The 23,390-nt window shown below is 70.8% G+C and carries 20 protein-coding genes; 9 read left to right on the top strand and 11 right to left on the bottom strand.

The features are described 5' to 3' along the window. Nucleotides 1-4: 4 nt before the first annotated feature. Complete coding sequence (locus tag ACFQVD_RS18385) at nt 5-1,615, bottom strand: DUF885 domain-containing protein (RefSeq protein WP_343964065.1); 1,611 nt, start codon at nt 1,613-1,615, stop codon at nt 5-7. Nucleotides 1,616-1,734: 119 nt separating this feature from the next. Here ACFQVD_RS18385 and ACFQVD_RS18390 point away from each other — a divergent pair, with 119 nt between their 5' ends. Then, complete coding sequence (locus ACFQVD_RS18390) at nt 1,735-2,055, top strand: GroES family chaperonin (protein WP_343964067.1); 321 nt, start codon at nt 1,735-1,737, stop codon at nt 2,053-2,055. A 161-nt stretch (nt 2,056-2,216) separates the two neighbouring features. Here ACFQVD_RS18390 and ACFQVD_RS18395 read toward each other — a convergent pair whose 3' ends face one another. The 4 genes from ACFQVD_RS18395 to ACFQVD_RS18410 form a co-directional block, all read right to left on the bottom strand. After that, nucleotides 2,217-3,170, bottom strand: coding sequence for a TolB family protein (locus ACFQVD_RS18395; protein ID WP_343964069.1), 954 nt, complete (start codon nt 3,168-3,170; stop codon nt 2,217-2,219). A 116-nt stretch (nt 3,171-3,286) separates the two neighbouring features. Continuing rightward, entirely contained in the window at nt 3,287-3,559 is a 273-nt protein-coding gene (locus ACFQVD_RS18400) for a hypothetical protein (RefSeq protein ID WP_343964071.1), read from the bottom strand. 178 nt (nt 3,560-3,737) lie between these two features. Further along, the gene (locus tag ACFQVD_RS18405; RefSeq protein ID WP_343964074.1) at nt 3,738-4,568 is read right to left on the bottom strand and encodes an ABC transporter permease; all 831 of its coding nucleotides are present in this window, start codon (nt 4,566-4,568) and stop codon (nt 3,738-3,740) included. A 124-nt stretch (nt 4,569-4,692) separates the two neighbouring features. After that, nucleotides 4,693-5,685, bottom strand: a complete 993-nt coding sequence (locus tag ACFQVD_RS18410) for an ATP-binding cassette domain-containing protein (protein ID WP_386271613.1) — start codon at nt 5,683-5,685, stop codon at nt 4,693-4,695. A gap of 125 nt (nt 5,686-5,810) precedes the next feature. Here ACFQVD_RS18410 and ACFQVD_RS18415 point away from each other — a divergent pair, with 125 nt between their 5' ends. After that, the gene (locus tag ACFQVD_RS18415) at nt 5,811-6,581 is read left to right on the top strand and encodes a TetR/AcrR family transcriptional regulator (protein ID WP_343964076.1); all 771 of its coding nucleotides are present in this window, start codon (nt 5,811-5,813) and stop codon (nt 6,579-6,581) included. Nucleotides 6,582-6,715: 134 nt separating this feature from the next. On the opposite strand, the gene ACFQVD_RS18420 is transcribed toward ACFQVD_RS18415, so the two are convergent. From ACFQVD_RS18420 to soxR, 6 genes are all read right to left on the bottom strand, one after another. Next, the gene (locus tag ACFQVD_RS18420; protein ID WP_343964078.1) at nt 6,716-7,861 is read right to left on the bottom strand and encodes an AI-2E family transporter; all 1,146 of its coding nucleotides are present in this window, start codon (nt 7,859-7,861) and stop codon (nt 6,716-6,718) included. Nucleotides 7,862-8,236: 375 nt separating this feature from the next. Further along, nucleotides 8,237-9,436 (bottom strand): PucR family transcriptional regulator, encoded by a 1,200-nt coding sequence (locus ACFQVD_RS18425; RefSeq protein WP_343964080.1) that lies wholly within the window; start codon nt 9,434-9,436, stop codon nt 8,237-8,239. Between the two features lie 390 nt (nt 9,437-9,826). Further along, on the bottom strand, nt 9,827-10,201 hold the full coding sequence (locus ACFQVD_RS18430) for a hypothetical protein (protein ID WP_343964082.1): 375 nt from the start codon (nt 10,199-10,201) through the stop codon (nt 9,827-9,829). 219 nt (nt 10,202-10,420) lie between these two features. Next, entirely contained in the window at nt 10,421-10,927 is a 507-nt protein-coding gene (locus tag ACFQVD_RS18435) for a TIGR02611 family protein (protein WP_343964084.1), read from the bottom strand. Nucleotides 10,928-11,371: 444 nt separating this feature from the next. Then, a complete protein-coding gene (locus tag ACFQVD_RS18440) occupies nt 11,372-14,314 on the bottom strand; it encodes a cellulose binding domain-containing protein (protein WP_343964086.1) in 2,943 nt (980 codons plus the stop codon). 234 nt (nt 14,315-14,548) lie between these two features. Further along, the gene (gene soxR / locus ACFQVD_RS18445; RefSeq protein WP_343964088.1) at nt 14,549-15,025 is read right to left on the bottom strand and encodes a redox-sensitive transcriptional activator SoxR; all 477 of its coding nucleotides are present in this window, start codon (nt 15,023-15,025) and stop codon (nt 14,549-14,551) included. Nucleotides 15,026-15,142: 117 nt separating this feature from the next. On the opposite strand from soxR, the gene ACFQVD_RS18450 reads away from it, so the two are divergent. From ACFQVD_RS18450 to ACFQVD_RS18480, 7 genes are all read left to right on the top strand, one after another. Continuing rightward, a complete protein-coding gene (locus ACFQVD_RS18450) occupies nt 15,143-15,964 on the top strand; it encodes a patatin-like phospholipase family protein (RefSeq protein ID WP_343964090.1) in 822 nt (273 codons plus the stop codon). A gap of 7 nt (nt 15,965-15,971) precedes the next feature. Continuing rightward, nucleotides 15,972-16,580 carry an AAA family ATPase gene (locus tag ACFQVD_RS18455; protein ID WP_343964092.1) on the top strand — a complete coding sequence of 203 codons (609 nt, stop codon included), beginning with the start codon at nt 15,972-15,974 and terminating at the stop codon, nt 16,578-16,580. Nucleotides 16,581-16,966: 386 nt separating this feature from the next. Further along, nucleotides 16,967-17,926, top strand: coding sequence for a LysR family transcriptional regulator (locus ACFQVD_RS18460; protein WP_343964094.1), 960 nt, complete (start codon nt 16,967-16,969; stop codon nt 17,924-17,926). Between the two features lie 85 nt (nt 17,927-18,011). Continuing rightward, entirely contained in the window at nt 18,012-19,511 is a 1,500-nt protein-coding gene (locus tag ACFQVD_RS18465) for a S1 family peptidase (protein ID WP_343964096.1), read from the top strand. A 185-nt stretch (nt 19,512-19,696) separates the two neighbouring features. After that, nucleotides 19,697-21,160, top strand: a complete 1,464-nt coding sequence (locus tag ACFQVD_RS18470; RefSeq protein WP_343964098.1) for a hypothetical protein — start codon at nt 19,697-19,699, stop codon at nt 21,158-21,160. Nucleotides 21,161-21,290: 130 nt separating this feature from the next. Further along, nucleotides 21,291-22,472, top strand: a complete 1,182-nt coding sequence (locus tag ACFQVD_RS18475) for an ROK family protein (RefSeq protein ID WP_343964100.1) — start codon at nt 21,291-21,293, stop codon at nt 22,470-22,472. 92 nt (nt 22,473-22,564) lie between these two features. Next, on the top strand, nt 22,565-23,068 hold the full coding sequence (locus ACFQVD_RS18480) for a GNAT family N-acetyltransferase (RefSeq protein WP_343964102.1): 504 nt from the start codon (nt 22,565-22,567) through the stop codon (nt 23,066-23,068). Nucleotides 23,069-23,390 lie beyond the last annotated feature (322 nt).

Below are 23,390 nucleotides of genomic sequence, written 5' to 3' on the forward strand. Positions count from 1 at the left end.
GAGACTAGGCCTCCAGCGCGACCCGGCGGGCCAGGCCCAGCGGGAGGCCACCACCGGAACCCGCCAGCGCGTCGTGGAAGGCGCGCAGGTCACCGCGGCCCGCGGCCAGGTAGTCGTCGCGGATGCGGTCGATCTCCAGTGCCCCCGTCAGATAGGAGGGCGCCTGGGTGGGCCACGCGCAGTAGCGGTTGACCTCCCCCTTGGCCGTGCCGGGGGTGAGCGAGGACCTCGTGGTCATGAACTCCTCGGCCTGCTCGATCGTCATGTCACCGCAGTGCAGCGAGGTGTCCACGATGATGCGGGCCGCGCGGAAGAGCCGGAAGTCCAGGTGGGCGAGCTCCTGGGCCGGAGTGGTGAAGTAGCCCTGCTCGTGCATCAGCTTCTCGACGTACAGGCCCCAGCCCTCGGTGAAGTACGGGGTGCGGAACAGCCTGCGGGCCCGGCGCGGGTTGCCCGCCATCCAGGACAGGTGCCAGTGGTGACCGGGGTACGCCTCGTGGACGGCGATGGAGGGCATCTGGGCCCTGGCGTTGGTGCGCAGCCGCTGGCGGACCTGTTCCCCGGTGAAGGAGGACGGGGTGAAGGGCACGAAGAAGTGCCCGATCCTGGAGGTCGACAGGGGCGGCGGCGGCATGTAGGAGGCGACGGCGAGGATGGGCCGCTGGAACTCGGGCGACGGGACGACCAGGCACTCCTCGCCCTCGGCGAAGGTCACCAGGCCGCGCTCGCGGACGAACCTCCTGGCCCGCTCCGTCTCGGCCTCGTACTCGGCCCGCATGTCCGCCAGCGTCGGCGCGTGGTCGTCCTGGAGCTCGGTGATGGCCGCGTGCCAGTCGCCCGAGCCGCCGTCCAACCGGGCCGAGACCTCGCGCATCCGCGCGTCCAGCCCGTCGTAGGCCTCCTGCCCTCGCCTGAGCAGCTCGTCGGCGCCGTAGCCGAGCATCTCCCGCTCGCGCAGCAGCGTGGAGTAGAGCTCCTCCCCCATCCGCCAGGTGCCCTCCGCCCGGAAACCTTCGAGGAACTCCACCAGCTCGTCGAAGGCCGCCGCCGCGGGCTCGGCCGCCGCGGCCAGCCGGGTGCGCAGCGCCTCGTCGGACACCTGGCCGGGGACCGTCTCGGTGAGGAAGCGGCGAGCGGTCCGCGCCTGGCCCAGCCCTCGCTCGATCAGCAGCGGGGCCGCCAGCGCGGGGTCGAGGTTGGCCCGGCAGGCGGCGATGACGCCCGGCACCTCGGCCAGCCGCGCGACGGCCGCGTCCACCAGCTCGGCCTCACCGGAGAGCCGCTGCAGGAACGGGCTGAACATCGAGGAGAAGATCGGGCCCACGTAGGCGGCCGGGTCACGCCGCCAGAGCGGCCACGCCTCGTACGCGATCTCGCCACGCAAAGTGGACATGACGAGTTCCCGGTCGATCTCGTCCTCGAAGTCTCCGGAGCCCCGTTCCCCCTGGAGCAGTTCCAGCCGGCGACGTGCCTCCCGCCCTCTGGCGAGGATGCCGGCCTCGGTGAAGTCACCGAGGGTCCTGTCGTACCCCGGCGCGCCCGCGAGGGCGGCGTAGATGGGATTCTCCGCCAGGTACCAGTCGAGAAAATCGCTTACCAGCTCGGGGGACGTCATACCGCGAGATCCTACTTCGCAGGTGATTCGACCACCGATGTGGTCACCGGTCGGCCTTCGCCCCCTCGGAGTCCGCGGACGAGCAGGCGCGGCTCCGCTGTTCCCATAAACTTCATGACGTGGGTGACCCGAAGTTCGAGATCCAGATGCTCCACGACCGTGTCATGGTCAAGGTCGAGCAGGAGTCAGAGGAACGACGCAGCACGGCCGGCATCGTCATCCCGGCGACGGTGAAGATGGCCAACCGCCTCGTCTGGGGTGAGGTCTGCGGCGCGGGCCAGAACGTCCGGGCGGTCAAGGTCGGCGACAAGGTCCTGTTCAACCCCGAGGACCAGTACGAGGTCGAGGTCCACGGCCAGATCTACCTGGTCATGCGCGAGCGCGACCTGCACGCCATCGCCACCCCGCAGACCGACAACGGCACCGGCCTCTACCTCTGAGCTCCACGTGAGCTCCACGAGGACATCTCCATCGCCCGGTTCCCCCGGACCTGGTCGTCTCCGCCGGATGACCGGACCGCTTTCCGGCGCGAGGTCCGCCTGGGCGCGAAAGAGGTCCCCGGCCCGTGACCGGCCCGCCCTCGGGCCGGGCCGCACGGGGGTCACTTCCGGGTGTATCCGAGATAGAGCTTGTTGTTCCAGTCCTCGGTGGAGAAGGCGGCCAGCACCCGCGTGGTCTTGCCCTTGAGGGTCGACAGGACCACCTGGTAGTGGTTCCCGGAGGGGACGACCGCGATGAAGTGCTTCTCGTCCCACCATCCCCACAGGGCCTTCGGCCGGATGCCGGGCACCTTGGCCGCGAGCCTGCCCGAAAGGCGATCCCAGACGCAGACGTGCTCGGTGTGGCTGGACGGGCACCAGGTCATCAGGCCCTTGCCCGAGGGAGTGAAGGCGTCCTCACCGCCGGCGGGCCTGCCGGTCTTGGCCAGGGTGCGGCGGACCGTGCCGTCCGGCGCGTAGAAGCGGGCGCCGCCCCGGTACTCGGCCACCACCTCGGTGCCGTCGGAGCTCCAGCGGAACCGCGCGGCCTTGTCGACATCGGCCACGGTCACCGTCTTGGCGCTCTTCGCGGACACGTCGACGACCACGAACCCCGAGGTCGCCCACGCCGAGCCGCTCTTCCGCTCGGTGGTCAGCACCGCCTTGCGGCCGTCGCGGCTCCAGTGCGCGTAGTGCGCGACGAGCGGTTTCCGCACCGTACGGATCCTGGTCCCCTTGGAGGTCGCCAGGTCGAGCAGGACGACCGAGTCGTAGCCGCTCTTGTAGGAGGTGGGCACCGCCAGCGCGCTGGCCCCCTTCGGCGCGACCGTGATCTCCTGGTAGGCGGCCTGCCGGGTGAACCCGTCACCCCTGCGCAGGTAGGTCATCTTTCCGGAGGAGTACGACGTCACCCTGAGCGGGTCCGTGGCGTCCTCCCGCACGGTGACCCGGGTGCCGGGCAGCACGGTGTCGACGGGTGCGGCCTCGGCGTGCGCGGCCGCGGGGAGCGGCACGATCACCGAAGCCAGCACGACAAGGCAGCCGAGGAACCGGTAAATCCCAGGAGTCACGGACACGCCGGAATCCTAAGCCGGAAATCCCTCAAGATCCCGATCTAGACCGAATCGGTTAGAACAGGTGTAAGAGAGGCCGGTGGTGGTGAAGGGCCGCCCTCTCCTTGGACGGTGCCACGTCATGTCCCCTCCCCCGGCGCGGCCCCGCACCTCAGACACTCCCCGGCCACGGGGACTCGATGGCGCCGATGTTCGTAGAACCGGTGACCGAGCGCCGCCGCGACGAGCACCCCGCCGAGCAGCAGGAGCATGAAAGGCCCGTGCTTCTCATGCCCGATCAGGCCCATGACGAGATGGGCCACACCGGCGGCGACGATGATCGCGCCGACGTTGAGCAGTTCCCTGTTGAGCGTCCACCCCGAGGCGGATCGTTCCCGTTCCGTCTCACTCATGCCCTCAGACTCACTACCGTCAGTTACAGGCCCCGGCGAATCCCGTCACCGCGGTGTAAAACGCGGAGCGGCGATGTAAAACGCGGAGCACCCTCTCCCGGCGGCAAACGTTGTGATCCATCGGGAAACAGGACTCCCCCGGCCGCACGGAGGGCCGGCGGCCGGGAGGCCGGCTCCGTCAGCCGCCGAGCCGGCGGAACCTGTGCGCCGACAGCGGCAGGAAGACGGCGATCAGCAGCAGCGGCCAGAGCACCGCCATGAGAGTGGCGTTCTGCACGATCCACGACTCTCCCGCCCAGCCTGGGTTGTCGAAGAGCCCCCTGGTGGCCGTGGCGGTGGCCGAGAGCGGGTTCCACTGCGCGATCGCGCCGAGCCAGCCGGGCATGGTGGCGGGGTCGACGAACACACTGGACAGGAAGCCGACCGGCCAGACCAGGATCTGCACCGACGTCACCACCTCCGGCCCTCCCGACACGAGGCCGATGTAGATCCCCACCCAGAGCAGGGCGAAGCGCAGCAGCAGGAGCAGGCCCACCGCGGCCAGCGCCTCGCTCAGGCCGCCCTCGGCGCGCCAGCCGAGCAGCAGCCCGGCCCCGATCATGATGGCCAGTCCGACCACCGAGTTGAGCATGTCGGCGATCCCGCGGCCCATGACGACCGCCGAGGCGCTCATCGGCATCGAGCGGAACCGGTCGGTCACCCCCTTGGCCGCGTCGGTGGTGACCGCCATCATCGTGCTCTCCAGGCCGAAGAGCATGGTCATCGCGAACATGCCGGGGATCAGGAAGTCGAAGTAGCCACCCCCGCCGGGGACGCCGATGGCGCCGCCGAACAGGCCGCCGAACATCAGCACCATCATGACCGGGAAGAGCCAGCCGACGGCCACCGTTCCCGGGGTTCGGACCCAGTGGCTCAGATCGCGCAGGGTGATGGTCCAGGAGTCTGCCAGCGCCCAGCCGAACCGGGAGAGCGGGGAGGTGTCGGGCAGGGGCGAGGTCGTCGTGCTCACGCGGATGCCTCCGTATCGGGGGTTGGGGTCGTCGTACCGGCCGGGGTGTCCCCGTCGGGAAGGGCGGCCGCCCGTTGTGGAGGTGCCCATACCGAATCGCCGCCGGAGAGCGCGGTCGCGGCGCTCACGCGGACGCCCCGGTACGGGTGGCCGTGTTCTCGGCCCCGCCCGTCAGGTGCAGGAAGACCTCGTCGAGCGTGGGACGGCGCAGCGTGACGTCGACCGGCTCGATCCCGGCGTCGCCGAGCGCGGTGGCCATGGTGACGAGCGCCCGGGTGCGCTCGGCGACCGGGATGCTGACCCGGCGCGACTCGGCGTCCACCAGGATCCCGCCGGAGGCGACCCGCACCGCGAGCGCCTCCGCCCTGGCCACGTCCGCCGGATCGGCGAGGACAAGGTCGAGCCAGTCGCCGCCGATGGCCGACTTCAGCTCCTCGGGAGTGCCCTCGGTGACGACCCGGCCCGCCCCGAGCATGGTGATCCGGTCGGCCAGCCGGTCCGCCTCCTCCAGATACTGGGTGGTGAGCAGCACGGTCGTGCCCGAGCCGACCAGGTCGCGGATGGCCGACCACACCTCCTGGCGGGCGGCCGGGTCGAGGCCGGTGGTGGGCTCGTCCACGAAGAGCACCCGGGGTGCGACGATGAGGCTCGCCGCCAGGTCGAGACGCCTGCGCATGCCGCCGGAGTACGCGCCGACCGGCTTGGCCCCGGCATCCGCCAGCGAGAAGCGCTCCAGCAGCTCGTCGGCCCGCCTCCGTGCCCCGGCGGCCGGCAGGTGGTTCAGCCTGCCGAACATCACCAGGTTCTGCCGCCCGCTGAGGATCTCGTCGACCGCCGCGTACTGGCCGACCAGCCCGATCCGCTCGCGCACCTGCCGCGCCTGGGTGCGGACGTCGAATCCCGCGACGCTCGCCCGGCCCGAGTCCGGGCGCAGCAGCGTGGCCAGGATCCTGACGGCCGTGGTCTTGCCCGCACCGTTGGGCCCGAGCAGGCCGCAGACCGTTCCGGCCGCCACCCGCAGGTCGAACCCGTTGAGACCCGCCCCCTCGGAGGCACCCGCGTAGTTCTTGCGCACGTCGTACGCGGCGATCGCGAACTCCGTCGCTCGCACAGCCACCTGTTTCACCCCTTTTCGCCCGTCTTCCCGCCCGGCGCCGTCACGCCTTCGTGGCGTAGACCGTACCGTACATCGTACGACTCGGCTACGGTGGTCCCAACGACGAAAATCTGGAGACTGTTCCCTTGAGTGCGAAGAAAGCTTCCGACGCCGACCCGGCACGCAGCCTGGCGCTCCTGTGGGGCTCGCACAGCAAGCCGGGGCGCTCCGGGCTCACCGTGCGCTCGATCGTCCTGGCGGCGATCGAACTGGCCAACGCCGAGGGGCTCGAAGCGGTCTCGATGCGCCAGGTCGCCGAGCGGCTGGGGGCCGGGACCATGTCCCTCTACACCCACGTCCCCGGCAAGGGCGAGCTGGTCGACCTCATGGTCGACACCGCGTACGGGGAGCTGTACGCCGATGTGGACGCCCCGTCCCGGCAGGCGGGCGGATGGCGGGGCGCGATGGAGTTCGTCGCCGCGCGCAACTGGGACCTCTACCGGCGCGATCCGTGGCTGCTGCAGGTCATCGACGCCCGCTCCACGCTGGGACCGAACGCCTCACTCAAGTACGAGGCCGAGCTGCGCCCGCTGGACGGTGTCGGCCTGACGGACGTCGAGATGGACTCCGTGCTGGCCCTGGTCCTCAGCCACGTGCAGAGCACCGCCAGGGCCGCGGCCAACCAGGCACGGGTCCAGCGGGAGAGCGGGATGACCGACGTCGAGTGGTGGCTGTCCAACGCCCCGCTGCTCGACAAGATCATGGACGAGGCCCGCTTCCCGGTCGCCTCCCGCGTCGGCCAGGCCGCGGGCCAGGCCCATCATGCGATCTCCGATCCCGCCCACGCCCTCACCTTCGGCCTGGACCGCATCCTGGACGGGGTCGCCGCCCTGATCGCGAGCAGGGAGCACCCGTAGGCCGGACATTCGCCGGGTTCTCACCCCAGGGCCCATCCGACTCGCCGGCGGGAGGATCCCGGCCGTCGGTCCTCGGCCCGATCCCTCCTGGCGAGGACGGCGGCATACCCGACGTCTGGGTGCTCGTCTTCGAATCAGGCGGGCTTCTCCGCCGGTGCGGCCGCGTCGGGTTTGGGCTCCCGCGCCGGTACGGCCGCGGCGGCTTCGGGCTCCCGGGGTGGGTCGCTGAGCTGTTCGCGCAGGTAGTTCCAGACCATGGCGATCAGGGCGGCGACCGGTACGGCGAGCAGGCTGCCCACGATGCCGGCCAGGCTGGCGCCCAGCGTCACCGCGAGCAGGATCACCCCCGCGTGCAGGCCCAGGCCGTGGCTCTGCACCATCGGCTGGAACACGTTGCCCTCCAGCTGCTGGACCGCGACGATGATGGCCAGCACGATCAGCGCGTCCGTCGGGCCGTTCGACACCAACGTGATGAGCACGGCGACGAGGCCGGCGAACAGGGCGCCGACGATGGGCACGAACGCCGTCACGAAGGTCAGGACCGCCAGCGGGAACACCAGCGGCACACCCACGATCCACAGGCCGAGGCCGATGAAGACGGCGTCGAGCAGGCCGACGAACGCCTGGGAGCGGACGAAGGCGCCGAGGGTGTCCCAGCCGCGTGCGGCCACGGTCGGCACGTCCCCGGCGAGGCGGCCGGGGAGCTGGCGGGTCAGCCACGGCAGGAACCGCGGGCCGTCCTTGAGGAAGAAGAACATCAGGAAGAGCGCGAGGACGGTGGTGACCAGACCGTTGACGACGGTGCCCACCCCGGTCACGGTGGCGCTGACGATGCCGCCGACACTGTCCTGGAGGCGGGCGATCGCGGTGTCGAGCACGCTGGTGACCTGGTCGTTGCCGATGTTCAGCGGCGGCCCGGCGGCCCATGCGCGCACCTGCTTGATGCCGTTGACCACGCCGGTGGCCAGCTCTCCGGACTGCGACACGACGGGCACGACGATCAGGACCACGATGCCCGCGGCGACCAGGAGGAACAGCAGGGTCACGACCGACGCGGCCAGCGCGGGAGGCCAGCCGTGCCGGCGCAGGAAACGGGTCACCGGCCAGGTCAGCGTGGTGAGCAGCAGGGCGACCACGAGCGGCCAGACCACGGACCACATCTGGCCCAGGATCCACAGGGTCACCGCGCTCATCAGCAGGACCAGCAGCATCTCCGCGGAGATGCGCGCCGAGGTGCGCAGTGCGGCCCTGGTCTTCGTGGTACTCAGCGTGGCAGGCATGTGATCACCCTATGCATCCTCATGATCGGGCCCGCATCAACGCACAGGATTCAGGCGGACTCAGACTGGCGTGGCACCGTTTGCCCCGTCTTGTCCTGTTAAAACGGCGCCCTGCTTCATAGTAATGAGGAGTCATGCATCCGTTTCTCCCAGAAGCCCGGCGGAGAGGGCGTCCACGCCGTCACCTCCTGGATTCCAGGTCATGGGCGCGGCTGCGCCGACATCACACTCTCCTCATCACAACCCGGCAGAACGACCATGTCCCAGACATCCCGTGTTCAAGAACGATCATCGCAGGGAGAGACGCCGAATCGGGCGACGGAGTCCCGCAGGACGGGACGTCCGCCCCGGGTGCCGGGTGAGTGTGGGATCGCCTCAGCCCGGCGCGGGGGTGAGACCGGCGGCGCGGGCCCGGAGGACCACCTCCAGCTCGAAGCGGTCGCCGGAGGTGCCGAGCTGGTCGGCGAAGAGTTCGGTGGCCTGACGGAGGCGGTAGCGGACGGTCTGCGGGTGGATGTGCAGCCTGGCCGCGACCTCGGTGGCGTTGCCGCTCTGCAACCAGGCCAGCAGGGTCTCGGCCAGCCGGTCGCGCTGGGAGGGGCGCAGGGCGAGCAGGGGTTCCAGCCGTGTCCGGCCCATGATCTGGATCAGCGACTCGTCCTGGAAGATCATCAGGGTGGCGAGGTGCTCGGACACCCGGATGATCCGGCGACCGTCCAGCACCCCGCGCCTGGCCAGGGCCAGTGCGTCCCTGGCGAGCCTGAGCGAGAGACCCGCCTCCCCCACCGCGACCGCGGGGCCGATCACCACGGTCCAGTCGGCCGCCATGGCGTTCAGCAGGCCGTGCCGTCCTGGGCCTTCGGGGTCGGGCACGACCATGCAGGGGTCGGAGCGGTCGAGGTCGACGAGCACGTCGGGCGGGAGACCCGGCCTGGGCAGATCGCCCTGGGCGCGGGCCGCCAGGGCGACGCAGGCCAGGGTCCGCGGCATGGTCCAGCGCACCGACCTGGCCAGGTCGGCCACGGCACGGGAGTCGGCGGCCGGGTGGGCGACGAGCAGGTCGAGCAGCCTGCGGCGCCTGAGTTCGAGCTCACCGGCCACCCGGACCTGGGCCTCGGAGTAGCCGTCGGCCGCCGCGGCGGCGATCTCGTCGAGATAGACCAGGATCGCCTCCCCGATGTCGCACATGCGCTGCCGGGACAGGTTGAGCCGCTCGGACTCCTCGGCCAGCCGCCGCCACGCCACCCTGGCGCAGATCCGCAGCGCGGACTGGAGCGAGTCGAGGGGTCGCCCCTCCGCGGCCTCCCCGCTGCCGACGGCACGGAAGACCTCCAGCAGCCGGGACCGGCTCGCCCCCCGGTCACCGACCCGGTTCACGAATCCGGCGAGCGCCTCCTCGACGGCGTGCCTGACGATGCGGGCATAGGCGCCGCTCTGCCGGGAGTACTCCGGCACGCTGGCCTGGATCTCGCCGATCATCTCCTCGGCCAGGACGTCCAGATAGGGACGGAGGGCCTCGGCGAACTCCCGGGGGATGTCCGCCTGCGGCTGTTCGACGACACGGGCAAGGCTCACGGGGACTCCTCCTGACTTCGGACGCTACTCCGATGTCAGGAAAGCGTCTTCTGACCGAAGCGCACATTTTCCCCGGCGCCCCCACTCACCCCCGTAACAAGAAATCACCCCCCGCGTCCGCCCCCCGTGAGGCTGCTCCCACATCCCCCCAGCACCCGGCCACACCCCCTCGAACCAAGCCGCCGAGCCGTCCCAAGAACCACCCCGGGGACGTGTTCCACGCTCTCTGCCTTGAGGGACGACTCGTGAGGCCGCGCCGGGGACTGGACTGAGGAGAGAGGGGTCGCGAGGAACGAGCGACCCCTCTCGACGAGGGAAGGAGCCGGGCAAGAGCGGCCGAGCCGCGACGCGTTAGCGTCGCAGTCAGTACAGCGTCGCGGTGAATACCGGTTAGAAGTAGCCGGTGCCCGTGATGGCGGCCGTCGTGTCGCCCATGTTCTTCACCCGGTAGCGGATGCACTGGGCGGGCTGGGGGGCGCTGGCGGCGACGTACGCGGCGTGGTCGTTGGCCGCGATCGGCACCGACCCGATGTACCGGCCACGGCAGTTGCCGACCTTGACCTTGACGGGCACGCTGTTGTTCTCCAGCTTGACCAGCACGTTTCCGTTGTACTGGCGCCCGGGGACGAGCTCGGGCGTGAGGAACACCTCCTCGCCGGGCTGCACCCTCGCGGACAGGTTGACGTCATCGGCGTGGGCGGGAGTGCCGGTCAGGGCGACGGCTCCGGCGGCCGCCAGGACCAACATCGAGGACAGGGCGCGCATCGAACGTCACTCTCCTTATTCGTCTCTACCGATCCGTCCCTGCGGATCGGACGTGGAGACACTACGGAGAGTCACATCCAGGGATGATAACGAGGTGACCGAGTCCGGGTAAAACTCCCGGGGTGCCGATCTCGTTTCCCCGACATACCTCGCCATTGCCGGTCAGAGCGGCAGCCCTGGCCGTTGCCGAAGAGGGCGCCGCCTCGCGTTGGAGGCGGGCTATCGGGTGAGGAGCTTCTGTGCCTCGACGATCAGGTCGAGGTCGAGGCTGAGCTTGAGGCCGTAGTAGACGATGGCGGTGGCGGTCACCGCGGCGGTGAGGACGACCAGGATCTTGACGCTCCAGCCCTGGTGGCCCAGCCAGGCCGTCCAGGCCGACAGGGTCCGCTTGCCGAACTCCAGCAGCCGGTGTGCCCAGTGGAACTCGGTGGCCAGCACCGCCAGCCCCGCGAAGACGACCAGCCAGCCGGGGCCGGGGAAGGGCACCATGATGAGACCGCCGATGACCAGCACCGCGCCGATGGTGCCGATGACGATCTTCAGGGTGAGGCGTCCGGCGCGGGTGGACCTGATCCCGTCGAGCCAGCCGTGGATACCTGGCCGCGCGGCGGCCTCGTCCTTCGGCACGCCGGCGTCAACGATCTCGTTCGGAGCGTCGCCGGCGCCGGTTTCCGACGGGCGTCCCGTCTCGTCCTGAGGGCTGCGCACCCCGTCTGAGATCGCCATGCTCTCCCCCGGACAATCGGTTTCTTTCACAATAGGCTCTGCCAAGCGGCCCGGCCGTCGTTGACGCCTTACATCATCCTTAAGGCTGAGGCCATGGGGTTCTCCGGGTGGAGGCCGCGAGACCCCGCCTGCGGCTCGGCCGGGATACCCAGACATACCCGCAAACAACGTATAGGACGAAAGGTGGCGCTTAAGCCGCGAATCGTCCAGCGGAACGGCGGAAGCGGAACGGCCCCGCCCACGCCCGTTCGGGGCGTGGGCGGGGCCGTACGGACTCCCGGTGCCCCGTGGTTCTTCACGGGGCACCGGAAGCGCCGGTGCGTCCGACGGCCTGGACCCCCCGGCCTCGGCGACGGGCCGCACCGGCAGGTCTCCCTCACCGGCCGCCCCTCCGGGGTGACCAGACCGTCAGGAAAACACCGTTCGTGGGCGCGGAAAGCGCCGTCAGGGGGCGGTGCAGGTGACGTTGGCGGGAACGCCGTTGGTACCTGTCCAGGAGGCACCGAAGCCGAACGAGGTGGAGGCTCCGGCGGCCAGGACCCCGTTCCAGCTCGCGTTCTTCACGGTGACGTCGGCGCCGGTCTGGGTGTGCACACCGCTCCAGAGCTGGGTGATCGTCTGACCGTTCGGGAACGACCACTTGACGGTCCAGCCGGTGGTCGCCGAGGTGCCGGTGTTCTTCACGGTCACCTCACCCTGGAAGCCGCCAGGCCAGGAGTTGGACACCGCGTAGGTCGCGGTGCAGCCGCCGCCGACCGGCCCGGTGAGGCTCCTGAAGGTCACCGGGTCGGAGGCGGTGGAGCTGTTCCCCGCGGCGTCACGAGCGATCACGTAGAAGGTGTACGAGGTGTCGGAGGTCAGCCCGGTCAGCGCGAACGACGCCGAGGTCGGCGAGCCGACCTTGACATCCGTCGCCCCGGCCTCACGGTAGACGTCATAACCGCTCACCCCGACGGCGTCCGTCGAGGCCGTCCAGGTGAGCGTCGCCCCCGAGGAGGTGATCGCCGAGGCGACCGGAGTGCCCGGCTTGGTCGGCGGGACGGTGTCGACCGGCGGAACGACCCCGCCGTTGTCGGCGTACAGGATGCCTCGGCCGTTGGTGCCGAGGTAGACACGGCCGTAGACGCGCGGATCGCCGGTGATCGCCTCACCCGCGTTGCCGTACCGGTGCTGGTCGTCGTTAATCCTGACCCAGCTCGCGCCGGCGTCGTCGGAGCGGAACACACCGTTGACGCCGCCGACCGTGGCGACCGCGTACAGCGCCTGGTAGCCGGAGGCGGTGGCGGACTTGCCGAAGCCGATGTTGACGGCGCTCGTGACGTTCGAGAGCTTGGTGAACGACGCGCCACCGTTGGTGGAGTGCCAGATGCCCGAGCCGGTCGTCGATCCCCCGGCCAGCCAGATGTCGCCCTCGCGGCCGGGTACGGCCTTGAACTTGACGTTGCCCTCGGTGGGCAGCCCGGTCGCGGCGGTGGCCGCGAAGGAGGCGCCGCCGTTGGTGCTGGCGTAGAACTTCCCGGCGCTGAAGCCGTAGAACCTGTTGGAGTTCACCCGGTCGGACTCCACCACGGCATTGGTCGGGAGCCCGGTGGAGGCGGTCCACGAGTTGCCGTAGCCGACCGAGTAGTGCACGCCCACGTCCTTGGGCGCCCAGACGAACCTGGACCCGTTGGCCGCGGCCGCGATCGTGCCGCCCTCGTTGATCCCGCTCGGCTCGGTGCCCTGGAACCAGTTGGCGCCACCGTCGGTGGAGAACGCGGCGTGGCTGTCGTTCGGCCGGTCGGAGTCGGTGAAGTTGCCCGCGCGGACCATGACCGACGGGTTGGTCTCGGCGTAGTCGAGGCTGGTCGTCGAGGTGAAGACGGGCGAGGTGAACATCATGGGCGGTACGGCGTCGAGGTCGGTGTGCCGGAAGCCGCCGATGTCGCCGAGACCGCTGACCAGCGGAGCTCCCGAGGGCGGGCTGATCAGGTCGAGGACCGCGGTCTCCTCGAGTCCCTTCACCATCGGCTTGATGGTGAACTGGCCGCCGGTGTCCCACTTCTTCAGGTCCTCGGTGCCGTAGAGCGTGGCGCCGGTGCCGTACATCATGCGATTGCCGTCGAACGGATCGATCTCCAGCGATTCGGTCATCCAGCCGAGCTTGGGCGTCGTCTCCGGCGGCTGGGGGTTGGCCCCGAAGGTGAGCCACGGCGAGGAGGAGATGTCCATCGTGTAGCGGAAGCTACGGTTCGGGTAGGAGGTGAAGTCCCAGACGCGGGTCCAGGTCGCACCGGAGTCGGTGGAGCGGAAGAAGATGACGTCCGGCCACCAGGAGATCTGGGTGGCGACCATGATCGTGCCGGGGTTCTGCCGGTCGATGGTGAGACCGCTGTAGCCGAAGTAGTCGTCGGCCGAACTGGAGGGGACCGGGCTGATCTGGGTCCAGGCGCCGGTGGTCGTGTTGAGCTTCCACACGTCGCCCTTGGCGCCGTCGTACGGGCCGCCGGTGTCGCTGGTGGCGATGTAGAGCGTGTGGTTGACGTGGTCCAGCACGCCCTTGTGCGCGATGTAGCCGGTGGGCTGCCCGGCCACCCTGCTCCAGGTGGTTCCGCCGTCGGAGGAGCTGTAGACGGTGTTCGCCTTGTCCGCGACGCCGACGTAGATCTTCTGCGTGGTGTTGCCCGCGGTCGCCGAGCTCGGGTCGAAGGTCACCCAGACCACGCCGGGGCGGTGGCTGAGGTAGCCGTTGGGGTCGGAGGGGTCGGCGGCGTAGTCACCCGGGTTGGTGAAGGAGGTGACCTTGGCCCAGGTCACGCCCTTGTCGGTGCTGCGCCACAGGCCGTTGCCGTCGGGCGCGCCGAGGTAGACGATGCTGTTCTTGTTGGGGTCGACGGCCAGCCGCTCGCCCATCCCCCGGCCGGGCATGTTGCCGCCGAGCTTGAACGGCAGCGCGGTGGCCTGCCAGGTCGCGCCCTTGTCGGCGGAGCGCAGGATGGCGCCGTTGTTGGGATCCCAGCTGTTGGTGTACATCCCGGCGGCGACGTAGACCCGGTTGGTCTCCACCGGGTCGGTGGCCAGGCTGACCACACCGTTGTAGCCCCACTTGTCCCAGCCCACCCAGTCGAGCAGCGGAGTCCAGGTCTTGCTCGCCTGCTCCCAGCGGTAGGCGCCGCCGATGTCGGTGCGGGCGTAGATCAGGTTCTTCTCTTTCTGGTTGAACACGATCCCCGGCACGAACCCGCCACCGTCGATCCTGACGTTCTTCCAGGTGTACGTCTCGGCGGCAGCGGCGGTGGCGGCGGTCCCGGACGCGGACGCCGGGGCGACCCCGCCCGCGACGGCCACGCCGACCGACGCGCACGCCACCGCCGCGGCGGTGAGCATGCTGAACAGCCTTCTTCGCATGTACGGCTTCCCTTCGCAATGCAACGGACAAACCGCCATGCACGATCAGGTGACGGGGCCCTGACCTTCAACCGCCCATGATGCGCGTGCATGAACGCCCAGAGGTTCACATGCCGGACCCCGCGCCGTCAATAGTTTGAACAGACAACTAACAAACCCGTGCCGGATCACCGCGTACCGCACGGAGAGGGCGGCGGTCGGGAAGGTGTCCCGCCCGCCGCGTCCGTCCCCGGGCTACTCCGACCCGCAGCCGGGGGCGCTCTCCCGGCGGGGGGCGACCATCAGCCGCGAGCCCGGCCCGCTCGCCGCGGCCACGTCGTCCGGGTTGGCCAGCGCACAGCGGTCCAGCGAGAGACAGCCGCAGGCTATGCACTCGGTCAGCCCGTGCCGGAGACGTTCGAGCTGCCTGATGCGGTCGTCGAGCTCGTCCTGCCACATCGCCGAGAGCCTCGCCCAGTCCTCCCGGGTGGGGGTCCGCCCGTCGGGAAGCGCGGACAACGCCTCCTGGATGGTCCGAAGCGGGATCCCGACCCGCTGGGAGACCCGGATGAAGGCGATCCTGCGCAGCGTGTCACGGGAGAAGCGGCGCTGGTTGCCCGCGGTGCGGCGGCTGCGGATCAGACCTTTGGCCTCGTAGAAGTGCAGGGCGGAGACGGCGACCCCGCTGCGCGAGGAGAGCTGGCCGACGGTTATCTCCGGATTGTTGGGCATAGGGCAGTCTATCTTGACCTCAACTTACATTGAGGTTATCGGCCGGCCCGTTCACCGGAGCTCGCCCAGCCGCCTCCCCCTCGGCTCCAGAGGGATATTCGGGTAAGAATAGGCCGCATGACGAGAACACTGGTACTGGGCGGCGGAGGCGTGGCGGGCATCGCCTGGGAGGCGGGGATCATCACGGGCCTGCGCAAGGCGGGGCTGGAGCTGGGAGAGGCCGACCTGGTGGTCGGCACCTCGGCCGGCTCGGTGGTCGGAACGCTGGTCGCCACCGAGGTCGACCTGGAGAGCTCGGTCGGCGTCCAGGCGGACACCGAGTCCGCGACCGTCTCCGCGGTGGACATGGAGGCGGTCATGGCCGCCTTCGGCGTGCTGTACGACCCGTCCCTGGAGCCGCGGGAGGCCCGGCGCCGGGTCGGCGAGCTGGCCCTGGCCACCAAGGACACCGGCGCCAGGATCGAGACGATCGGCGACCGGCTGCCCGTCAAGGAGTGGCCGGAGCGCCGCCTGCTGATCACCGCGGTCGACGCGGCGACCGGCGAGTTCGTGGTCTGGGAACGCGACTCGGGGGCGCCGCTGGTGTCCGCGGTCGCCTCCAGCTGCGCGGTCCCCTGTGTGTTCCCGCCGGTGGAGATCGGCGGGCGCCGCTACATGGACGGCGGGGTGCGCTCGGCGACCAACGCCGACCTGGCGGCGGGCAGCTCGGCCGTGGTCATCCTGGAACCGCTGGCGCACGTCTCACCGAGGGCGCGCTTCGAGGCCGAGCTGGCCGAGCTGGGGAACGCGGCGGTGGCGCACATCGTCCCCGACGAGGCGTCGGTCGCCGTGTTCGGCGTCAACGTCCTCGACCCGGCCCTGTGGCGCCCCGCCTTCCAGGCCGGCCTCGCCCAGGCGCCCGCCGTCGCGGAGAGCGTGGCCGGCGCCTGGAAGGACTGAGAGCGAGGTGGGCGCGGACGTGGCGGCACCGCTCTGGGTGGTGAGCGGGCCCCCGGGAGCGGGGAAGTCGACGGTCGCGGCGGCGCTGCCGGCGCTGCTCGACCCACCTCCCGCGCTGCTCGACAAGGACACCGTCTACGGCGGCTTCGTCGCCGCCACCCTCCGCGCCCACGGCCGCGACGACGGGGAACGCGAGGGCCCCTGGTACGACGAGCACATCAAGCGGTACGAGTACGACGGGCTGACCGAGGTCGCCCGGCAGATCCGCTCGCACGGCTGCCCGGTGATACTGGAAGGTCCCTTCACCACCCAGGTACACGACGCGGCGGTGTGGGAGCGCTGGGTCGGGCGGCTGGGCGGGCCGCCCGTACACCTCCTCTGGGTCCGCTCGGACGGCGCGGCACTGCGCTCCCGGCTGGAGGCCAGGGGGCTCGCCAGGGACGCGGGCAAGCTCGACCGCTTCGAGGACTACCTGCGGGCCATCAGGGTGGACGAACCACCCGCCGTGCCGCACGACGAGATCGACAACCGTCCAGGAGCGCCCGCCCTGACGGCACAGCTGGAGAGGATCATCGCCTCCCGGCAGGCCGCCCGCCGCGGCGTCTCCGAGCCCTGACCGGCCCGGTCCCGGCCCCGTGACAGGGAAGCGATTCACCCGCCGGTCAAACCCGGCAGCCCCCTCGCCGAGTATGACGGCGGACATCGGCGCGTCCGCCTCTCGCACTCGTACAGGAATCCCGGACGCCGGATATCGGCGTGCCCGGCGCCCGAAACACGGGTGAAATCCGAATCGCGGAAATCTCGGATGCCGGACACCGAAGCCGGCTGTCCACCACGAGAATCAGGATCTTCTGGATTCGGCCCCCGGCAGGCGCCAACGGTCGCCCCAAGATGCCCCAATTTCCGGACCAGAACCCTTTTTGGAACGATTCGACAAAATTGAGTCATATTTCATGACACGTTTGCATTGCAGGCATAACGTAGCGGCCTTACGTTCCCGGTATGGATCTCGAGCTCCGACACCTCAAGATCGTGCGCGCGGTGGCGCAGGCCGGTAGCGTCACCAAGGCCGCCACCCACCTCGGACTGGCCCAACCCGCACTGACGGCACAGCTCAAACGAATAGAGCGGGTCCTCGGGGGAGCTCTTTTCGAACGTGATCACAACGGCGCGCGGCCCACGCCCCTGGGGGAGCTGGTCCTGTCACGCGCGATGGTGCTCCTGCCCGCGGCCCGGGAACTCCAGGAGGAGGCGCTTCGATTCGCCAACGCGAACGCCGACATCCCCAGCTACCGGCTGGGCGCCACCAACGGCCCGATACTCGGCGGCCTGATGGACCGCCTGGCCACCGCCTGGCCGTCCACCCCCGTGAGCACCCACACCTCCTGGTCCGCCAAGGAGCTCACCACCATGGTGATGCTGGGCCGGATCGACTTCGCGTTCATCGGCGCCTGCGGGGAGAGCCCGCCCCCGGTGGAGGGGCCGGTGGTGTGGTCGACCGTGGGCACCGACCCGGTCTTCGTACTGCTCAACGAGGACCATCCGCTGGTCGACAGAGAGGAGGTGGAACTGGCCGAGCTGGCCGACGAGCAGTGGACCGTCACCCCCGGCGACAGCTGCTTCGGCGACTGCTTCGCCACGGCCTGCGCCCGCGCCGGCTTCACCCCCAAGACCATCTACGAGACCGACGTGGCCACCTGCATGCACCTGGCCAAGGTCGGCCGCGCCGCCGCGCTCTGCCAGGCGACCTTCCAGCCCGCCGAGGGGCTGAAGCTGGTGCCGCTGGCCGGAGCCCCGCTGCGCTGGCGGCAGCTGTTCGGCTGGCACCCGGAGGCGGCCACCGCCAGAGCCGCCGCGGCGATCCTCGAACACGCGAAGGCCGCGCACGCCGACGCGGTCGGGCGGAGCAGGCGGTACGCCGCCTGGCTGGTCGACAACCCCGGGCTGGGCACCTCTCCATAACGTGACGGTAGGGGACATTCGGTAGAGGTGAGCCTCATGTGCATACCGTTACTTTTACGGCACCCCCCACATGAGGAGAGAACCCATGCTCCGCAGAAGTGCCGTGACAGCGGGCTTCGCACTCGCCGTCGCCATGGTGGCCACCCCCGCCGTCGCCCATCAGGGACCTGGCGAGACCGCCGCCGCCCCCTACACCCTCGCCGAGGCCCGAACGTTGGTGGAGGCCACCGCCAAGCCGTCTCCGGGTCTGGTCGACGCCATCCGGCGCGACCTCGGCGGTACCGGCGAGCAGGCCGCGGCCCGGCTGGTCAACGAGGCCGCCGCCGCCAAGGTCGAGCCCGTCCTCCGCGGGCGGCTCGGCACCTCCTTCGCCGGAGCCTGGGTGACCGGCCCCACCTCCGACCTCGTGGTCGCCACCAACGACTCCACCAAGATCGCCTCGCTCGCCAAGTCGGGCGCGGAGGTCAAGCTCTTCAAGAACTCCCTGGCCACGCTCGACATGGCCAAGGAGCGGCTCGACCGGCTCGTGGCCTCCGCGCCGAGGTCGGTCCCGTCCTGGTACGTCGACGTGCGGAGCAACAGCGTCGTCGTGCTGGCCGGTGACGTCGCCGAGGCGCAGGCGTTCGTGGACGGCAGCGGCGTGGACAAGGCGCTCGTCCGCGTCGAGGCCTCGCAGGAGAAGCCCAGGCCGCTCTACGACGTCCGCGGCGGCGACGCCTTCTACATGGGCGGACGCTGCTCGGTCGGCTTCTCGGTCACCCGCGGCGGCCAGGGCGGCTTCGCCACCGCCGGCCACTGCGGCACGGCCGGCACCGCCACCCAGGGCTACAACCAGGTCGCCCAGGGCACCTTCCAGGGCTCGTCCTTCCCCGGCAACGACTACGCGTGGGTCGCGGTCAACTCCAACTGGACCCCGACCGGGGTGGTGAACGGCTACAGCGCGGGCATCCTTCCGGTGACCGGCTCCACCCAGCAGGTCGTGGGCAGCTCCATCTGCCGCTCCGGCTCCACCACCCAGTACCGCTGCGGCACCATCAGCCAGCACAACACGAGCGTCACCTACCCCGAGGGCACCATCACCGGCCTGACCCGCACCACCGTGTGCGCCGAACCCGGCGACTCCGGCGGCTCCTACATCTCCGGCAGCCAGGCCCAGGGCGTCACCTCCGGCGGCTCGGGCAACTGCACCGTCGGCGGCACCACCTACCACCAGCCGATCAACGAGATCCTGTCGGCGTACGGGCTCACCCTGGTGACCAACGGGACCCCGCCCCCCGGCTGCAGCGGCTACCAGAACTCCTACACCGGCTCGCTGACCTCCAACGCCAACGCCTACCAGCCCGGCACCGCCGGCTACAGCGCCGCCGCTGGCGTCCACCGCGTCTGCCTGGACGGGCCCAACGGCACCGACTACGACGCCTACCTGCAGAAGCTGAGCGGCTCCACCTGGACGACCGTGGCCAGCGGGACCTCCCCCAACCCCGATGAGGCCTTCACCTACAGCGGCACCGCGGGCACCTACCGCGTACGGGTGCACGCCTACAGCGGCTCCGGCTCCTACACCCTCGGCCTGACCAGGCCGTAAGGGGTTTCCCCGCCGGGCTCGATCGAGTCCGGCGGGGAACACGCCGGGCACACGGGCCCCGGGGATCGCCCATCCCGAGCAGATCCCGGGGAGGTGTCCCGGACGCCCTCCCCGCCACGAGCATGCGCGACCTCGTGGCGGGGAGGGCGGCGTCGCCATGCCCGGACGTCGAGAACAATGGGATGATGAGCGACCTTCTGACGCTGAGCGAGGGCGCGGTGCTGACGCACCTCGTCACCCGGGCCGAGCTGGCGAGCGGGGTGCTGCCGGCCTCCGACGACCTGCGGCTGTGGGCGCGGCTGGCCGACGGCGACGGGGTGCCGCTGGCCGGGGGCGGCCGGGTGCTGACCTCCCTCGACACCGGGGAGCCCGCCCTGACCGGCCCCGAGGGCTGGCTGGCCCGCCTGGAGCCCGAGCAGGTGATCGCGCTGCGCCTGCGCGACGGCGTCCTGGAGCTGTCGGCCGTCGAGCTGGACGACGTTCCGGCGGAACGGGTGATGCGGGTCGTCCAGGGGTTCGGCGAGCAGGCCCTCGACGCGCTGCGCGCCTTCGCGGAGGGGCTGGAGCCCAGCCCGGGCGTACCGGTCGACGTGGTGGTCCTGGAGCTGCTGATGAAGGCCCCGGAGACGTTCGCCGACCCGCTGCCGCCGCTGGCCCCGCTGCTGCGCAACGCCTCGCTGGAGGTGCGCGGCGGCAGGGTGGGCATCGTGGGGGCGCCGTGGGACACGGCGTCGGTCGCCGACCTGGCGCCGCTGGACATCATCAGGCTGGCCCTGGTGCGCAGCGCGCTGCGCACCTACGGCGAGGGCGCCGACCTCTCCAAGGCCGTCACCTACCTGTCCCGCTCCGACACGGTGCTGGCGAGGATCGCCGACGAGGTGGAGCGCGAGCCGCTCGGCCCGGCACTGGTCGAGGCACTGCCCCGCACCGAACCGGCCGCGCTGCTGCTGATCGCCAGGTCCGCCGAGGGCGAGGGCCGCTCGTTCGAGGCGTCCGGGCTGATCTCCGAGGTGCTCTCCCTGGCCCCCGGCCTGGCTCCGGCCGTGCACGACGCGGCCGAGTACGCCGCGTGCCGCACCGACCCCGGCGCCCCGCTGCCCGAGCGCGCCGCGCACCTGTACCGGCAGCTGCTCGCGTACGCCTACCGCCCGGCCCGCAGGCGGCTGATCGAGGACCTGATCGCGCTGAGCGTCCGGGTGGCCGAGCCCGCCCTGGCGGACCTGGCCCTGTTCGAGAACGACGTGGTCGGCGAGTTCCTGGACGCGCGCGCCGAGTGGCTGCGCGACGACGAGGTGGCACTGCTGGAGTCGTGGCGGCGGACGCCGCTGCGCCTGTGGGAGGTCCTCGACGTCTCCGGGCACGAGATCACCGTGGCCGCCGCCGAGGGCGGAGACGGGGACGGGGGGCGGGTGACGCTGGCCGACGAGCTGCTCTCCGGGCAGGCGCTGCCGGGAGACCTGATGCTGACCCGGCTGCTGGGTGACGGGGAGGGCCCGCACGTGTTCGGCCACCCGTTCAAGGTCGCCCCGGAGCGAAGGCAGGAGATGCTGGAGCTGCTCACCGACCCCGTCGACCCCTACGCGGTGGCCGCCTTCTTCAGGCGCCTCGGCCGGACCCCCGGCGCGACGGGCGGGGACGCCCGGCCCTGACCTCCCGCGGGCACGCGGGCTCCCTTATGTCGATGACTAAGCAAAAGAAAATCACCAATAGGCATAATGGAGCAGGTGGAGGGCGTAAGTCGCTTTGACGTGGCGGAAACAAGGAGTGTTGACTGTGCGCATGCTTAGCGAAGCGAACGGCTCGATCGCCGGCGCGGGGGCGCTTCTGAACATCATGCGCGACGGTCGGGCCAGGACGCGGGCCGAGCTGATCCAGTTGACCGGGTTGGCCAGGTCCACCCTGGCCCAGCGCCTCGACGCGCTGCTGAGCCGGCAGTGGATCGTCCCGACCGAGGAGGCCATCTCCTCGGGAGGCCGGCCCGCCGTCGCCTTCACGTTCAACCGCACCGCCCGCGTCGTCCTCGCCGCCGACCTCGGCGCCACCCACGCCCGGGTGGCGGTCACCGACCTCGGCACCGCGGTCCTGGCGGAGCGCGCGGCCGAGGTGCCGATAGACCGCGGCCCCGAGGAGACGCTCGGCTGGCTACAGCACACCTTCGAGGAGATGCTCGCCGAGACCGGCCACCGCCCCGAGGAGATCTGCGGCATCGGCGTCGGTCTCCCCGGCCCGGTCGAGCACAGCTCGGGACGCCCGGTCAACCCGCCGATAATGCCGGGCTGGGACGGTTTCCCCGTCCCGGAGTGGCTCGGCTCGCGCCTCGGCGCGCCCGTCCTCGTCGACAACGACGTGAACATCATGGCGCTGGGCGAGCACTGGGCCGCCCGCCCCGAGGCCGACCACCTCATCTTCGTCAAGATCGGTACCGGCATCGGCTGCGGCATCATCAGCGACCGCCGCCTGCACCGGGGCGCCCAGGGCGCGGCGGGCGACATCGGCCACATCCAGGTGGCCTCGGCCCTCGATACCGTCTGCCGCTGCGGCAACGTCGGCTGCCTGGAGGCCGTCGCCAGCGGCGCCGCCATCTCGGCCAAACTCTGCGCGGCCGGGGTGACGGCCGAGGACAGCCGCGACGTGGTCCGTCTGGTGCGCGGCGGCAACACCCAGGCCGTCCAGCTCATCCGGCAGGCGGGCCGCGAGGTCGGCGACGTGCTCGCCTCGATCGTCAACTTCTTCAACCCCTCGGTGATCGTGGTCGGCGGCGACATCTCCGAGGCCGGGGAGCAGGTGCTCGCCGGCCTTCGCGAGGTGATCTACAGCAGGTCGCTGCCGCTGGCCACCCAGCATCTGACGATCACCGGCAGCGAGCTGGGCGACCGCGCGGGCGTGATCGGCGCCGCCGTCATGGTCATCGAGCACGTCCTGGCCCCCGGCAGCGTCGACCGTTCCGTCAGCCCGGCCTGACCGCGTGCGGCTCCGGCGCCGCGGTTCCGCCGGGGAGGCCCGCGCCCCGGCGAGCCCGGACCGATCGGCGGCCGTGGGACACTCGTCCGGCCATGGACGCAGAAACCATCAGGACCGCCCGGCTCACGCTCGAACCGCTGGCGGTGCGCCACGCGGCCGAGATGGCCGAGGTGCTCGGCGATCCGGCCCTGCACACCTTCATCGGCGGCTCTCCGGAGACCCCCGGACGACTCCGCGACCGCTACGCCCGCCTGGTCGCCGGACCGCCACCGGGCCGGGAGGAGTCGTGGCTCAACTGGGTGATCCACCTCGACGGCCCGGATCGGCTGGTCGGCCACGTCCAGGCGACGGTGACCCGCGACCACGCGGCCGTGGCCTGGGTGGTGGGAACCCGCTGGCAGGGCCGGGGCATCGCCGGGGAGGCCGCGGTCGCCCTCGTCGACTGGCTCAGGGCACGCGGCGCGGCCGTCGTCGCCACCATCCATCCCGACCATGCCGCCTCGTCGGCCGTGGCCCGTGGGGCGGGACTGGTACCGACCGGCGAGCGGGTGGACGGGGAGGTCGTCTGGAGATACGGCGGGCGCGAACCTGAGTAGGAGTGCTCAGCCGCCGCTGAGTGCGTACGCTCTCCCCCGGCTTGGCGATCTTCGAAATTCTCAGCTCATGAAATGGTGGATTTTCCTGGTCGCGCTCGTCAGCACGGTGGTCGCGGCGTGGCTGCTCGTGTACGCCGACGTCCCGCTCTCCACGTTCCTGTCGCTCGGGCTCGGCGCGATCAGCCTGATCTGGCTGATCGTGCTCCTCACCCTGCCGTGGAACCTCTACTTCGGGGCACGCCAGGTGGTCCACGAGATCCACGTGTCCAGGGAGCGCGGCATCCAGGTGCCGGAGGGGCACGAGGCCGAGGCGCTGGAGATC

Origin of the sequence: Streptosporangium amethystogenes subsp. fukuiense (genome assembly GCF_042665875.1) — a bacterium.
GTDB classification, from domain to species: domain Bacteria; phylum Actinomycetota; class Actinomycetes; order Streptosporangiales; family Streptosporangiaceae; genus Streptosporangium; species Streptosporangium fukuiense.